At 48.9% G+C, this 15,606-nt stretch carries 10 protein-coding genes; 9 read left to right on the top strand and 1 reads right to left on the bottom strand.

Annotated features, from left to right (window positions below; all coding sequences use genetic code 11):
• Positions 1-75 precede the first annotated feature (75 nt).
• From BGL48_RS09615 to BGL48_RS09600, 4 genes are all read left to right on the top strand, one after another.
• Positions 76-534: a GAF domain-containing protein gene (locus BGL48_RS09615; protein ID WP_069362427.1), complete on the top strand. Its 459-nt coding sequence runs from the start codon at positions 76-78 to the stop codon at positions 532-534.
• Between the two features lie 114 nt (positions 535-648).
• Positions 649-1,305 (top strand): RNA chaperone ProQ, encoded by a 657-nt coding sequence (gene proQ, locus BGL48_RS09610; protein WP_069362426.1) that lies wholly within the window; start codon positions 649-651, stop codon positions 1,303-1,305.
• A gap of 17 nt (positions 1,306-1,322) precedes the next feature.
• Positions 1,323-3,332 carry a carboxy terminal-processing peptidase gene (gene prc, locus BGL48_RS09605; protein ID WP_069362425.1) on the top strand — a complete coding sequence of 670 codons (2,010 nt, stop codon included), beginning with the start codon at positions 1,323-1,325 and terminating at the stop codon, positions 3,330-3,332.
• A 188-nt stretch (positions 3,333-3,520) separates the two neighbouring features.
• Positions 3,521-4,171, top strand: coding sequence for a hypothetical protein (locus BGL48_RS09600; RefSeq protein ID WP_069362424.1), 651 nt, complete (start codon positions 3,521-3,523; stop codon positions 4,169-4,171).
• A 97-nt stretch (positions 4,172-4,268) separates the two neighbouring features.
• On the opposite strand, the gene pncB is transcribed toward BGL48_RS09600, so the two are convergent.
• The gene (gene pncB / locus BGL48_RS09595; protein WP_069362423.1) at positions 4,269-5,441 is read right to left on the bottom strand and encodes a nicotinate phosphoribosyltransferase; all 1,173 of its coding nucleotides are present in this window, start codon (positions 5,439-5,441) and stop codon (positions 4,269-4,271) included.
• Positions 5,442-5,719: 278 nt separating this feature from the next.
• Here pncB and pepN point away from each other — a divergent pair, with 278 nt between their 5' ends.
• The 5 genes from pepN (at position 5,720) to BGL48_RS09570 (ending at position 15,470) form a co-directional block, all read left to right on the top strand.
• Positions 5,720-8,329 carry an aminopeptidase N gene (pepN, locus tag BGL48_RS09590; RefSeq protein WP_069362422.1) on the top strand — a complete coding sequence of 870 codons (2,610 nt, stop codon included), beginning with the start codon at positions 5,720-5,722 and terminating at the stop codon, positions 8,327-8,329.
• Between the two features lie 124 nt (positions 8,330-8,453).
• Positions 8,454-8,672: a DUF2835 domain-containing protein gene (locus BGL48_RS09585; RefSeq protein WP_069362421.1), complete on the top strand. Its 219-nt coding sequence runs from the start codon at positions 8,454-8,456 to the stop codon at positions 8,670-8,672.
• A 203-nt stretch (positions 8,673-8,875) separates the two neighbouring features.
• Positions 8,876-13,696: an NAD-glutamate dehydrogenase gene (locus tag BGL48_RS09580; protein ID WP_069362420.1), complete on the top strand. Its 4,821-nt coding sequence runs from the start codon at positions 8,876-8,878 to the stop codon at positions 13,694-13,696.
• A 66-nt stretch (positions 13,697-13,762) separates the two neighbouring features.
• Positions 13,763-14,776, top strand: a complete 1,014-nt coding sequence (gene pyrD / locus BGL48_RS09575; RefSeq protein WP_069362419.1) for a quinone-dependent dihydroorotate dehydrogenase — start codon at positions 13,763-13,765, stop codon at positions 14,774-14,776.
• Positions 14,777-14,915: 139 nt separating this feature from the next.
• Positions 14,916-15,470 (top strand): cell division protein ZapC, encoded by a 555-nt coding sequence (locus BGL48_RS09570; protein WP_069362418.1) that lies wholly within the window; start codon positions 14,916-14,918, stop codon positions 15,468-15,470.
• Positions 15,471-15,606 lie beyond the last annotated feature (136 nt).

The raw sequence follows: 15,606 nt of genomic DNA, 5'->3' as shown, positions 1-15,606 counted from the left end.
AATAGGGTTACTCAATTGAAAAGTCTTTGGATTATTTCTATTGTAATGGTCTTGTTGTTTGAGATGCAGTGATTTATGGAAAACAAAGCTGATTTTTACCGTTTGTTAACCCAACAAGCGGTTGCGTTATGTGAAGGGGAACCCAACCTTATTGCAAAACTGGCGAATATAAGTGCGTTACTCAATAGCCAGCTTGAAGATATTAACTGGGTGGGTTTCTATCTCGACGAAGGCGCAGAGTTAGTGCTCGGCCCGTTTCAAGGCCAACCAGCCTGTGTACGTATCCCTTATGACAAAGGGGTATGTGGGGCGGCCTATCGCCAAGATACCGTGATGCGAGTAGAAGATGTTCACGCCTTTGAAGGGCATATCGCGTGTGACGCGGCGAGTAACTCGGAAATTGTGGTGCCTGTTCGGGTCAATGGCCAATTACAGGCAGCACTGGATATTGATAGTCCAAGTATCGGTCGCTTTGACCAAGAAGATGAACATGGACTGGCTACTTTGGTCAAAGAAATGCAAAAACACTTGTGATTTCGCCAATCTTGGTAGTTTTTTCATATCAGGTATCTATAATACGCACCACTTTCATACTTAAATACACGTAGATACGCTGCTGTGGTTTCTCGCAGCAGGCCAGGAAAAAACATGGAAAATACTGAAAAGCTCGCGAACAGCAAAGAAGTCATTGCCTACATTGCTGAACGTTTCCCTAAATGTTTTACTGTTGAAGGCGAAGCCAAGCCGTTAAAAATTGGTATTTTTCAAGATCTTGCGACACGTCTTGAAGGCGATCCCAAGGTAAGCAAAACCCAATTGCGCGCTGCGCTTCGTCAGTACACGTCTTCCTGGCGTTATCTGCACAGCGTGAAACCGGGGGCGTCACGCGTTGACCTTGATGGCAATGCGTGTGGCGAGCTTGAGCAAGAGCATATCGACCATGCTGCGCAGACCTTGTCAGAAAGCAAAGCGCGTGCGGCAGAGCGTCGTAAGCAGCAACAAGCGAAAAAGTCAGAAGGCCAGGCGAAAAATGCGGGTAAAACCGCACCAAAAGGCAAAAAGGCGGCTGCGCAATCAGCGAAAGGCCGTACGAGTAAACCAAAGCCCGCTAAAATGACTAAGAAAGAGAGTGAGCCACGTCGCGAACTCAACGCCAACGACGTTGTCGTAGGTAAAGACGTGAATGTGAACATGGGCAACGGTAATCTGCCAGCGACCATTGTTGAAATTAACAAGGATGAGGTGCGTGTTCGCCTGACTAACGGGTTAACCATGTTAGTAAAAGCGGAGCACCTCAGCGCCTAAAGGAGACTCCTCGACGCATGTTTTGTCGACGCCGCGTTTCGGCTATCGCTGCCAGCTTGATGCTGGCAGCCTCTGCCCAGGCCGTAGAAGCCAATTTTCAACTCAGTGAACTCCCTTCACTGTCCGCTGAACCTCAACACGAAACCGCTTCCAAGCGTGTAACTTCTCGTTTCACTCGATCCCACTATAAGCAGTTCGCGCTCGACGATGCCTTCTCAGCGGCGATTTTTGATCGTTATTTGGAAACACTGGATTATAACCGTGTGTTTTTAACCCAAGGTGATGTCGAACGTCTATCACGCTGGAAAACGCGTTTAGATGACCAGCTTAAAGAAGGTGATACACAAGCAGCCTATGCGATTTACAATCATGTGCTGAAAAAACGCTTTGAGCGTTATCAGTACGCGCTGCGCGTGTTGGACAAGCCCTTTGATTTCTCTGCTGACGAAAGCATGGTGCTAGATCGGACCGAGCAGCCTTGGGCGGCTGACGAAGCCGAACTGGATGCCATCTGGGATAAACGGGTTAAAAACGATGCCTTGAACCTACGTTTGACGGGGAAAGAGGATGAAGAAATCCGAGAGACCTTGGGCAAGCGTTATAACAGCGCATTGAAGCGTTTAACCCAAAGTCACAGCGAAGATGTGTTTCAGGTCTACATGAATGCCTTTGCGCGTGAAGTTGACCCACACACCAGCTACCTATCACCACGTAATGCCGAGCAATTCCAGTCGGAAATGAACTTGTCCCTCGAAGGAATAGGGGCGGTGTTACAAGTGAAAAACGAATACACAGTGATTCGTTCCCTCGTCGCCGGTGGCCCGGCATCTAAGTCCAAACAGCTTTCACCTGGCGACCGTATTATTGGCGTGGGCCAAGAAGACGAGGCGGTTGTTGATGTGATTGGCTGGCGATTGGACGATGTGGTCGAGCTGATTAAAGGCCCTAAAGGCAGTGAGGTGAAACTCAAGATCTTGCCCGAAGGGGCGAACGCTAAGAGTTACAACGTCACTCTAACCCGTGACAAAATACGCCTAGAAGATCGCGCGGTAAAATCTGACGTGATTGAGCGTGGTGACGAAAAAATCGGCGTACTGACGGTCCCCGGATTTTACGTCGGGCTGGCCGATGACACCAAAAAAGAGATCGCCAATCTTAAAGAAAAGGGGATCAGCGGCATCGTTGTCGACTTACGCAATAACGGTGGTGGTGCACTGAGTGAAGCAACTGCGCTCAGTGGCTTGTTTATTGAGAAAGGCCCCATTGTACAAGTCAGAGACAGCTATGGGCGAGTGAAAGTGAACAGTGATACGGACGGCAAACGTTTCTACGACGGGCCGATGACGGTATTAATCAATCGCTATAGTGCGTCAGCGTCTGAGATCTTTGCCGCGGCAATGCAAGACTACGATCGCGCGGTCGTGCTTGGTGAGCAATCTTTTGGTAAAGGAACCGTACAGCAGCACCGTTCGCTCAACCATATTTATGACTTGTTCGACAAACCGCTGGGTTACGTGCAATACACTATCCAGAAGTTCTACCGGATTAGCGGTGGTAGTACCCAGAACAAAGGTGTGGTACCAGACATTGTCTTTCCTTCTCCCGTCACACCGGATGAAACCGGTGAGAGTGTCGAGGAGAATGCGCTTCCTTGGGATCGGATTGAAAAAGCAGATTATCAACCAAGATCGCTGCCTTCGTCGCTGGTAAGCACGCTGGGCGAAAGGCACAAAGCGCGGATCAAAGATGATCGTGAATTCGACTTCATTCGCCAAGATATTGCGCGTTACCAAGAAGAGAAAGATAAAAATACGATTTCTTTGAACGAACAAGAACGTCGTAAAGACATGGATCGGGAAGACGAAGCGCGTTTGGCGCGGTTGAATACGCGCCAGGAAGCATTGGGTGAGCCCCCCTTTAAAACGCTCGATGATGTGCCTAAAGACTACGAAGAGCCAGATGCATACTTAGATGAAGCCGCGAGCATCACAAAAGATTTGGCTAATCTTCTTTCTGCCAACCGTTAGGTAGCAGGTCGGCATTGTCCGAGTCACCCCAAGCCTAGGCCATTCGTCTAGGCTTTTTTTATGACATTATGGTGACGACGAGACGGTGTCAATCAACATAAAACGAGATCTTGCTCAAAAAACTGCATAAAACTGAGAAGTCCGTCTAACCTTATTGGTAGGGCATCACTGCCAATAAGGGGGAAGGTATGCGTTGCTTATTGGGTGCTTTTGTGGCCTTAGTGATGGCGTTGCCAGTACACGGTGACGACTTAGCGCGGTTTGACGTCCCGTTACTGCTTGGTCAATGGTATTGGTTTAGTGCTGAGGAAGAGTCAGAGGCTCGTCATCCTTATAAAGCCATTAACCTTTCGTTTAATTCTCATTATGAATTTCGTATTGATATGCTGCGTCGTGACGGGCAACTTGAAACGGCGGCCGGCAGATATACGGTGAACCATCAAGCATTGCGGTTGTACGATGGGCAGGGGGCGGATCAAGTGCATGCCTACCAGTTGAATCACAACCAGTTGCAGCTTCAGGGGGCGGTTTTTACCAAACTGCTGCCGGAGGATCTCTCCGGTGTATGGCGTTCAAACCGTATTGAAGGGGAAGATGTGAGTGAAGCGGTGGATGGTGTGTCGCTGAAACTTCGCCCAGACTTTCTGTTCGCGATGCAGGTGCGTGGCAACGATGGCCGCTCCATTACTCACCGCGGGGTGTATTTGGTTGAAGGTGACAACCTGATGCTTATTTATGAACAAGGACGCCATTCATCCCAGTATCAACTCGCCTCAGATACCTTACGCTTAACCAATGAGGTGTTTGGTATGGAGGCGGTGTTACAACGCCAACGTTAGCGGTGGTGGCTATATCAGTAGAAGAAGTCGAGATTAAAAAGGGCCGGTAATTAACCGGCCCTCTCTGTAGGTGTGAAGCGTCTCGTCCGACAACGGTTTAGTCCGTTAACTTGAACGCGGCTTTTAGTGCAGAGAGGTGCGCCTCATCTTTACAAATGGCTTTATTAGGTTCATCAGAAATTTTGGCGACAGGTTTCCCTTGGCAGGTGGTAAGTTTGATCACCACATTCAGGGTTTTCACATTGGGCAGATCACAGGTCAACTGCGTGCCAATACCAAATGAGGTCGTGGCTTTGTCGGCAAAGTATTGATAGATGTGCACAGCCTTCGCCAGCGTGAGGCTATCGGAGAAGACCAGCGTCTTATCTTTGGGATCAATGCCATGCTCCCGATAATGCGCGATCGCCTTTTCACCCCACGCAATCGGGTTACCACTGTCATGACGTAAGCCGCTAAAGGCATGGCAAAGTGAACGATCAAAGTCCTGTAAAAAGGCATCCATGTTGATGCAATCGGTTAACGCTATCCCGAGGCTATCGGGATATTCTTGTAGCCAGACTTGTAACGCAAGCTGCTGAGAGTCAGCTAACTGGCCGGCAAGCTGCTGATGGGCCTGAAACCACTCATGTGCTTGGGTGCCGACAGGCGGGAGCCCTAGCTGTTTCGCTAGCCACACGTTAGAGGTGCCTTTTAAAGGCGGATAGACGTCGTGCAGTCGTGTCACTACCGCTTGGTGCACCTCGCGTGAAAACCGTCGTCGTGTGCCAAAGTCCACCAGCTGAAACCCATCCGCAAAGCCATCTTTGGGCAGATGCGCAAGTTTATCATCAAGACGCGTGAGCGCGTCATTGAACGTGTGATGAGGGTAGCAGGCGCGATTTCTCAACTCACAAATAATCGCCAGTAGTGGTACTTCCCAGAGAATCACCTCGTGCCAGGGGCCGGCGATATGAATCGCCAATTGACCGTCTTCGATACCAACAGTGACCTGGTCAGGATCGAATTGAAAACCTGACAAAAAGGCGAGAAAGTCTGCTTGATACAGACCTAGCGAGTCCAGATAGCTGAGCTCGTCTTCACGAAACCGTAATGTCGCGAGATGGTGGATATGATCCACCACCTGTTCACATAGGTAGGAGAGGTCTTCATCACTGCGGCAGTAAAAGTCAGCGGTAACGTGGACATCAGGATAATGATGGAATACTGCTTGCTGCATATTGATTTTATAAGCATCAGTATCCAAAAGTGATGTAATGATCGGATTGTGCATGCGTGGTGAACGCCTTACGGGTTACAAAACGAAATGAGCGTCATAGTACCGCAATTTTTATAAAATTTAACCGTCGTCACATTATATTTCCGTTGGGATTGGCAGGCTTCGTTGACATTATGCGGCATTTATTGAATGTAAACGCAAACATTTGATAACAAACTGTTAAATCTATAGTCATCGATGCCAAGCCGCGGTAAGGTATGGCATGCAAAATCGCCCTTGGGCGAATGAATACAGTTCGTTGGCTGAGGTACACTCGATAAAAAGGAAACGACATGTCTCAACAACCCACCGCCAAATACCGTGATGATTACCGTGCACCGGATTTCACTATTACGGACATCAATCTTGAGTTTGATCTCCATCCGAACAACACCCTGGTCACTGCCGTCAGTCAGGTAAAACGCCTGAATAATGACGCGACGGATCTCGAACTAGACGGTGACGCATTGACGTTAGTGCGCCTAGACATCAACGGCGATCCTTGGACGGCTTATAGTCAAGAAGCGGGTAAATTGATTATCCGAGACGTTCCTGAAGCGTTTACGTTAACCGTACAAACTCAGCTTGACCCGGAAAACAATACTGCTTTAGAGGGGCTCTATATCTCAGGCGGGGCGTACTGCACCCAGTGTGAAGCGGAAGGGTTTCGCCGAATCACTTATTATCTCGACCGTCCCGATGTGTTAGCGCGCTTTACCACCAAAGTGATTGCGGATAAAGCAAATTATCCGTACTTACTCAGTAATGGTAATAAGATCGCGTCGGGTGAATTGGAAGGTGGCCGCCACTGGGTGGAATGGCATGACCCTTACGCCAAGCCCAGCTACCTATTTGCGCTGGTTGGTGGCGATTTTGATGTGTTACGCGATACGTTTGTCACACGATCTGGCCGAGATGTGGCGTTGGAGATTTTTGTTGATAAAGGCAACTTGGATCGTGCCGATCACGCGATGACTTCACTCAAAAACGCAATGAAATGGGACGAGGATCGCTTTGATCTTGAATACGATCTAGACATCTACATGATCGTCGCCGTTGATTTTTTCAACATGGGCGCCATGGAGAATAAAGGCTTAAATATCTTTAACTCCAAGTACGTATTGGCAAACGCAGAAACCGCCACCGATACCGATTATCTTGGCATCGAAGCGGTCATTGGTCATGAGTACTTCCATAACTGGACGGGGAACCGAGTGACATGCCGTGATTGGTTCCAACTGAGCCTCAAAGAAGGGCTAACGGTATTCCGAGACCAAGAGTTTTCGTCAGATTTAGGCTCGCGCTCGGTTAATCGTATCAATAACGCACGTATTATGCGTGGCCCGCAGTTTGCTGAAGATGCCAGCCCCATGTCTCATCCGATTCGGCCTGAGAAGGTGATCGAGATGAATAACTTTTACACCCTGACGGTGTATGAGAAGGGCAGCGAAGTTATCCGCATGATGCATACTATTTTGGGTGAAGCAGGCTTCCAAAAAGGGGTTAAGCTTTACTTTGAGCGCCATGATGGTACCGCGGCAACCTGTGATGATTTTGTTCAAGCGATGGAGGATGCCTCTGGGATTGATTTGACCCAGTTCCGTCGTTGGTATAGCCAGTCGGGAACGCCAGTGCTCAGCGTGTCGTCGACGTATGATCCTGATAGCAAACAATTAGCACTGCATGTTTCTCAGCACACCCCACCAACGGCGGATCAACAGGAGAAGTTGCCGCTTTACATCCCATTGGATATCGAGCTGTATCGTCGTGATGGCAGTGTGATTAAGTTACAGCGTCACGGTGAGAGCGTCTCCAATGTGCTCGCGGTAACGGAGACAGAGCAAACCTTTATTTTTGATGAGGTGGATGAGCAACCTGTGCTATCACTACTGCGCGAGTTCTCGGCGCCGGTGAAGCTTGATCACGATTACCAAGATGATGAATTAGCCTTCTTATTGCAACATGCGCGTAATGACTTTGCGCGGTGGGATGCGGGTCAGAGCCTACTGGCTAAGCATATTAAAGCGAACGTCGCACGGGTACAGAACGAGCAGCCTATTGATGTGCCTCTGTCTGTGATTGATGCGTTCCGTGGCGTACTCCTTAGTGACAACACGGATCCGGCTTTGATTGCAGAAGTACTTAATCTTCCAAGTGAAACCGAAGTGGCAGGGTGGTTTGATACCGTTGACGTTGATGCTATTCACCAGGTGATGGCGGCGTTCAAGCAGCAGTTTGCCGATCATATGGTTGATGAGTTTGATGCGGTATACCGCCAGTATGCGCAGCCTGAATATCAGATCACTCATAAAGCTATCGGTGAGCGCGCGTTGCGCAATACCTGCTTGAGCTATCTCGCCCATACGGAAAACGGCAATACGCATGTTGAGCGTCATTACCACGCTGCGAATAATATGACTGACACCATGGCAGCATTGAATGCCGCCAACAATGCGCAATTGCCGTGCCGTGAACCACTGATGAAAGATTTCAGTGATAAATGGCAGCATGATGGGCTGGTAATGGACAAATGGTTTATGCTGCAAGGGGCAAACCCAGCAGACAATGCGCTTGACCAAGTTAGAGTGCAAATGGACCATCCGGCCTTTACCCTTAAAAACCCCAACCGTGTTCGCAGCTTAGTGGGCGCTTTTTGCAACCGAAACCCTGCGCGTTTCCACGCTAAAGACGGTAGCGGCTATCGGTTTTTGAAAGAGATCTTAGTGATACTCAACCAATCTAACCCGCAGGTGGCGTCTCGATTGATTGATCCTATGCTCAAGCTTGCCCATTACGATCACGATCGCCAGCAGCAAATGCGCCAGATATTGCAAGAGTTGGCCGATATGGATAACTTAGCAGCGGATCTTTATGAAAAAGTAGAAAAAACACTTGAGCAGTAAGAAACGATTTGGGATAAAATCAGCCAAGCGTTAACAAGTGTGAAAAGCCGTCCACCTTGGGCGGCTTTTTGTTTTCGGTGGTTGATTGGTTTGCGGTGTCACGGTGATAGGTTGAGCGGAAGAGATGGAGTACTATTTTAACGTTTACATTGCTTACTCAGAGTATCAACACTACTACAGTGGTGCCGCGGCTAATGTGGTGGTGACATCCGATCAGGGGCTGCGTCTTCAGATCCCGGCTTCTCGTTTTCGTCCTTTCTTATCACACCTCGGTATACGCGGGCGTTTTAAACTGGTGACAGACGCCAACCACAAGTTCCAGTCGTTAATGCGGGTAGCCTAGTGGTGCGCGAGTAAAGCCTCATCAATTCTTCTGTTTAAATAGCCACACCAGTCACATTCTGGCGAAATTCGCGTAAATCCAGCCGTTTATCTATAACGTTTTTATCTGCCAAGCCTTACACTAGACAGTGCGTTTGTTAACGCAATGTTTACCTCTGAATACTCACAACGATAATGTTCTAAAAAGGACAACGGAGCTCCAGAATGACCTCGCGTGACCCTATAGTACCTGTGTTACTTGAGAAGGTTTATCAGTTGATTGCCGATAAACTCGATGAAACTCAACAACCACTTGTCGATGCATTAGCCAAAAGGATATTGGGTCAAATCTCTGATGATGATTTGCAGGAACGCAATGAGTCAGATCTCTACGGTGCTGTGATGAGTTTGTGGCACCACCTCAACACCTTTGAACAAGATCAAGTCTTTGTAAAAGTCTTTAACCCCAGCCTTAGTGGCAATGGGTGGCAGTCAACCCACACCATTGTCGAGATCTTGGCACCTGACGCCCCTTTCTTGGTTGATTCGGTGCGTATGGCGCTCAACCGTTTGGGGATCACCACCCACTTAATGCTTAACACCCCAATAAAATCACAAAAGAATGAGCAGGGTGATGTGATTGCCATTGGTGATGATAATGGCCAGTTCCAAAGCACGTTCCATATCGAAATTGACAAAATGTCCGATGAGTCAGAGATGGCGGCACTTGAGGCTGAGCTGTCTGAAACCTTAACGGATGTGGTGATGGTGGTGAACGATTGGAAGCCGATGCGTGAGCAGATGCTTGAGTTAGTGTCGGAATTGAAAGACACACCGTTGCCGATTGATGACGAGCGTCGGCAAGAAGCGATCGAGTTTTTGAGTTGGATTACTGACAACAACTTTACCTTTATGGGGTACAAGTGTTTTGATTTAGTGCCTGTTGAAGGGGATTATGAACTGCGAGCAAGCACAGACTGCAATGCGCTTGGCTTGGCGAAAAAACATAAATCACCCGCGGTACTCAGCTTGTCAGAAATGCCAGAGTCCGCGCGTGCTGAAGCGTTGAAAAAAGAGCTACTGGTGCTCACAAAAAGTAACGCCAAATCGCGAGTTCACCGTCCGGCTTATGTGGATTACATCGGTATTAAAAAGTTCGATAAACAAGGGAATGTGATTGGCGAACACCGTTTCACAGGCCTTTACGCATCATCTGCCTATAACCAATCCACGGCAAGTATTCCTGTCCTGCGAAATAAAGTACGCCGCATTCTCGATAACAGTGGTTTTTATCGTGAATCTCATTCGTGGAAAGCATTAGCGAATATTTTGGAAAACTATCCGCGTGATGAGTTGTTCCAAGCGACGGAAGACGAAATGCGCGACGTTGGGATGGGCGTGGTGCAGATGCAAGATCGCGACATGTTGCGAGTGTTTGTTCGTCGCGATCCATTTGGGCGTTTTTTCTCGTGCATGGTGTATATCACTCGTGAGCGCTACAACACCGAGTTCCGTCGTCAAACCCAGCGTATTCTCCAGCAATACTTTGGTTCCGATCAGACGGTAGAATTTACCACTTTCTTCTCGGAAAGCCCCTTGGCACGGACGCACTATATCGTCCGAGTAGAAAACAACAATTTCGATATTGATGTGAAGAAGATCGAACAAAACCTAACAGAGGCAGCGTCGTCGTGGGACGATCGCCTGCAAGAGGCGGTGATTGCTAACTTTGGTGAAAACCGAGGTACGCCAATCGCCAAACGCTATTTACGCGCGTTTCCACGTTCGTACAAGGAAGCCATGCTCCCTGGCTCAGCCGTTGCTGACATTGAGCGCCTTGAAGGTCTCAGTGATGATAATAAGCTAGACATGTTGCTTTACCGTCCTCAAGAGGTGAGCCATCAATCCAACGCGATTAGCCTCAAGTTGTTCCAAAAGGGCGAGCCTATTCATCTGTCTGATGTGATGCCGATGTTGGAAAACCTCGGGCTGAGAGTGATTGGTGAGTCGCCTTATGAGGTGGCAACTAGCCAAGGGGACACATACTGGATCCTTGATTTCTCCATGTTGCACAGTGCCGGTTCGGCGTTTGATCTTGGTAATGCCCGAGATCGTTTCCAACATGCCTTTGCCGATATTTGGCATGGCCGTTTGGACAACGATGGCTTTAACCGCTTGGTGCTCAATGCGGGGCTGTCGGGACGAGAAGTGACCATTTTACGTGCTTATGCGCGTTATATGCGTCAGATTGGCTTTCCATTTAGTCAAGCCTATATAGAAGAGACGTTGGCGTCACACTCTCAGCTTGCCAGCTTCTTGGTAAAACTGTTCAATACGCGCTTTGATCCGGCGGGTAAGCAAACCAAGCGCGCGCAGGACGCTATTATCAATGATATCGAAGAAGCGCTCGATAATGTTGAGAGCCTTGATGATGACCGTATTATTCGTCGCTACATGGACATCATGTTGGCGACCACACGGACCAACTTCTTCCAAAAAGATCCGGATAATGGCCAAGACAAGCCTTATCTCTCGTTAAAACTCGAGGCCTCTGAAATCCCGGATATGCCCAAGCCTGTTCCGGCCTTCGAGATCTTCGTGTATTCCCCTGATGTTGAAGGGGTGCATTTACGCGGTGGTAAGGTGGCTCGTGGCGGGCTACGTTGGTCGGATCGGCAAGAAGATTTCCGTACCGAGGTGCTTGGTCTTGTCAAAGCGCAGCAGGTGAAAAACACCGTGATTGTGCCTGTTGGGGCGAAAGGTGGATTTGTCTGTAAGCGACAGCACCAGCTCTCGGGTCGCGATGCGATTTTCGCGGAAGGGAAGCGCTGCTATCGGATCTTCATTCAAGGGTTGCTCGACATTACCGATAACATCGTGGAAGGTACCCTGACACCGCCGCGACACGTTGTCCGTCATGACGAAGACGATGCCTATCTGGTGGTTGCTGCAGATAAGGGGACGGCGACATTTTCCGATCTTGCTAACAGTGTTTCCGCACAATATGACTTTTGGCTAGGCGATGCGTTTGCGTCGGGTGGTTCCAACGGTTATGACCACAAGAAGATGGGGATTACCGCCTCCGGTGCGTGGGAGTCAGTGAAACGTCATTTCCGCGAAATTGATATCAACTGTCAAACCACAGATTTTACCTGTGTGGGGATTGGCGATATGGGCGGTGATGTGTTTGGTAACGGCATGTTGCTGTCTAAACATATTCGCTTGGTGGCTGCGTTTAACCACATGCATATCTTTATTGACCCTGAGCCAGATGCTGCAAAAAGTTGGAAAGAGCGACAGCGCCTTTTCAACCTGCCGCGCTCAAGCTGGGAAGACTATGACAGCAAGTTGATTTCCAAAGGTGGGGGGATATTCTCTCGCCGCGCCAAGTCGATTACTTTAACGCCAGAGATACAAAAACTGCTTGGGACACGCAAGCAGTCAATGGCACCGAATGATCTGATTAAGCAGATCTTAAAAGCCAAAGTTGATCTGCTTTGGAATGGTGGGATCGGCACCTATGTGAAGTCGTCTGATGAAACCCACACCTCTGTTGGTGATCGCGCCAATGACGGATTGCGTGTTAATGGTAACGAAATTGGCGCCCGCATTATCGGTGAGGGGGGCAACTTAGGAATGACGCAACTGGGGCGGATCGAATATGCGCTCAAAGGCGGTCGCGTCAATACCGACTTTATCGACAACGTTGGTGGGGTCGATTGTTCCGATAACGAAGTCAATATCAAGATCTTGCTCAATGGGCTGGTGGCCGCTGGCGACTTGACCATGAAAAAACGCAACGAGCTACTAGAGCGGATGGAAGATGAAGTGTCGGATATCGTGCTTGAAGATGCGTACAGTCAGAGTGAGTCGATTTCGGTTACTCACAATCAACAAGCTGCGTTATTAAAAGAGCAGATCCGCTTTATTCATTATCTTGAAAAAGAGGGCAAGCTGGATCGCGCACTTGAATATTTGCCGGATGATGAGACCTTGTCTGAGCGTAATCTACGTGGCACAGGCCTAACGCGCCCAGAAATTGCCGTGCTGGTGGCGTACGGGAAGATGGTGCTCAAAGAGCAGCTGGTGGTCGATGACGTGACGCAAGATGCACACTTTGGTCAGCTACTTCCCAGTTACTTCCCGAAAGAGTTACAACGTCACTATCGCCAAGAAATGGAATCCCATCCACTTCGCGGCGAAATCATTGCGACGGCGTTGGCAAACCAGATGTCGAATGACATGGGCTTTAATTTCATTACGCGTATGCAAGATGAAACCGGCGCAAGTGTCAGTGAGATTGCCAAATCGTATGCTATCGCGCGTGATGTGTTTGGCTTTGAACAATTATTTGACGATGTCCGAGCGCTAGATAATCAGGTCAGTGCTAAGGTGCAATACGATATCTTGTTCCGTTGCCGTCGGATGTTACGGCGCGCAACGCGATGGATGTTACGCAACAAACGTAAAGGGGAGAGCATCGAGGCACAAGTGGCCTTTTATCGCCCCGCGCTGCAAAACTTGGTTGAGCACTTGGACAAGTATCTAGTTGAGAGTGAAATCAAAGAGCATGACCAACAGGCGGAGACATTGCGACAAGCTGGGGTGCCGGATGCACTGGCCAATAGAGTCTGTCGTCTCACTAGCGTGTTCTCTGGCTTAGACTTAGCTCAGGTGTCAGAGCAGCTGAATAAGCCGTTTGAGCTGGTGGCGCGCTTGTATTACGTGCTAGGGGATAGCCTGTCACTGCACTGGTTCTTGAAACAAATCAACAATCAACCCGTGGATAACCACTGGCAAGCTTTGGCCCGTGCGTCTTTCCGTGAAGATCTGGATTGGCAACAACGCTTACTCACCGCTCATATTGTGTCTGAAATGGCGGATGATCAAGATGCTGAGACAGGATTAGCGCAATGGATGGATGAGCACGTGGTGATCCTCGGCCGCTGGCAGAGCATTGTTGATGAGTTCAAAGTGGGCTCAGTGCATGAGTTTGCCAAGTTCTCGGTGGCACTCCGTGAATTGTCGCTGTTAAATTTAAATTGAATTAGCGCGCCAATAACGCAATAATCTAGCCCCGTTTATACGGGGCTTTTTTTATTAGGAGGGATAATGCTTTACCGCCTCGCCAGACCGGCTATCTTTCAGTTAGATCCAGAAAAAGCACATGATCTAACCATCAACACCCTTTCTCGATATCACCACACCCCGCTTCGTTTTCTCTATTCCCAACAGCTTCCTCCTCGTCCAGTTACCGTGATGGGACTCAACTTCAATAATCCCGTTGGCTTAGCAGCAGGATTGGACAAAAACGGCGAGTGCATAGAAGCCTTTGGCGCGATGGGGTTTGGCTTTGTAGAAGTGGGGACAGTGACGCCCCGTCCGCAACCGGGTAACGATAAGCCTCGACTTTTTCGTATTATAGCTGCCGAGGGGATCATCAATCGAATGGGTTTCAATAACCAAGGCGTTGATGCATTGGTAGAAAACGTGAAACGTGCGAAAAACTTCGATGGTGTGTTGGGGATTAATATTGGTAAGAACAAAGATACACCCATCGAGCAGGGGACCGACGATTATCTCGCCTGCATGCGAAAAGTATACCCACACGCTGACTATATTGCCGTAAATATCTCGTCGCCTAACACGCCAGGATTACGTACCTTACAATATGGCGAGATGTTCGATGAACTCCTTAGCACACTGAAAGCGGAACAGGCACACTTGGCAGACACCCACGATAAATACGTGCCTTTGACAGTTAAGATTGCCCCAGACTTGAGTGAAGACGAAATTCAACAAGTGGCCCAAGCACTGATTCGTCATCAGATCGATGGCGTGATTGCGACCAATACGACGCTTGAGCGTTCATTGGTAGATGGTATGCCACATTATCGTGAAGCGGGTGGGCTGAGTGGCCGTCCTGTGCAACTAAAAAGCACCGAGGTCATTCGCCAACTACATCGTGCACTCGATGGTGCGATGCCCATCATTGGGGTAGGCGGCATTGACTCAGTCACCGCCGCGCGAGAAAAACTCGAAGCGGGGGCGGATCTGGTGCAAGTCTACTCTGGGTTAATTTACCAAGGTCCTGGGCTCATCAAACAAATCGTGCGTCATATTTAGCTTAGTAAATAAACGCTTAACGCATTAAAGGGGACGTTTTCTTCCCCTTTTTTTTTCGCTTCAGCCCATTACACTTCAGGCAATGGCAGTGTTGTTATCGCCAGACACCCAGTAAGTGAGTCATCGCGGGAGCTGAAGTATGTTAAAACCTAATGATGCATGGAGATGGTATTTCGATAATACGTCGAATTCACTGATGCTGGATTTAGGCGATGACATGGTTTTTCGCGTGGCGGTTAATGCCAAACACCTCATCCCCGATGCGTTCTCATCATCCCCATTTTCTGTTGAGGATGCATCACTCTTTCAACGTTTGACAGAGCCTCTGTCAAATCTTTCACTTTCCGGCCCTCGTCAGGCCGAACTCGCTTTGAACGCAGTGGCAGCCTATCGCTTCCACAAACCTGTCTTACCTAAAAGCTGGTTTTTCGAGCCACAACAAGACACTATTGCCACCCCTGAGTGGGGGCAAATAGTCGAGCTCACCAGCCAAACAGGGGATAGGGCGCCGTTTATTATCATAGAGAACGCCGGTTCCGCTTCACTGTGTATGCTCGCGCGCGAAGCAGATTTTGAACTGAGCGTGAATAAAAAAATGGCGTTTTGTGGTGCGATTAAAGTAATGAACGACCGGCTATCGCAACCAATATGTCAAACAAATAGCCAAAAAGGTCGCTTTGCGTTAGTGGGCTGAGTGGTTTTCACTCAGCCCACGCCTCCTTTCTCCCTCACTTTCCTTGTTCCGTAGACAGATGACAGCGCGATAGCTGTATCTTGACGTTTCTTATACCAAACAGACGTGCATAAAAAATGTGATATCAGTTCATTTT

Source organism: Salinivibrio sp. SS3, from assembly GCF_001722105.1.
Classification (GTDB): domain Bacteria; phylum Pseudomonadota; class Gammaproteobacteria; order Enterobacterales; family Vibrionaceae; genus Salinivibrio; species Salinivibrio kushneri.
This window is presented reverse-complemented; position numbering and strand designations above follow the sequence as displayed.

Bases quoted from the DNA above. Each gene is read 5' to 3' on its own strand.
- BGL48_RS09615 (WP_069362427.1), top strand. From the start codon at position 76: ATGGAAAACAAAGCTGATTTTTACCGTTTGTTAACCCAACAAGCGGTT.
- proQ (WP_069362426.1), top strand. From the start codon at position 649: ATGGAAAATACTGAAAAGCTCGCGAACAGCAAAGAAGTCATTGCCTAC.
- prc (WP_069362425.1), top strand. From the start codon at position 1,323: ATGTTTTGTCGACGCCGCGTTTCGGCTATCGCTGCCAGCTTGATGCTG.
- BGL48_RS09600 (WP_069362424.1), top strand. From the start codon at position 3,521: ATGCGTTGCTTATTGGGTGCTTTTGTGGCCTTAGTGATGGCGTTGCCA.
- pncB (WP_069362423.1), bottom strand. From the start codon at position 5,441: ATGCACAATCCGATCATTACATCACTTTTGGATACTGATGCTTATAAA.
- pepN (WP_069362422.1), top strand. From the start codon at position 5,720: ATGTCTCAACAACCCACCGCCAAATACCGTGATGATTACCGTGCACCG.
- BGL48_RS09585 (WP_069362421.1), top strand. From the start codon at position 8,454: ATGGAGTACTATTTTAACGTTTACATTGCTTACTCAGAGTATCAACAC.
- BGL48_RS09580 (WP_069362420.1), top strand. From the start codon at position 8,876: ATGACCTCGCGTGACCCTATAGTACCTGTGTTACTTGAGAAGGTTTAT.
- pyrD (WP_069362419.1), top strand. From the start codon at position 13,763: ATGCTTTACCGCCTCGCCAGACCGGCTATCTTTCAGTTAGATCCAGAA.
- BGL48_RS09570 (WP_069362418.1), top strand. From the start codon at position 14,916: ATGTTAAAACCTAATGATGCATGGAGATGGTATTTCGATAATACGTCG.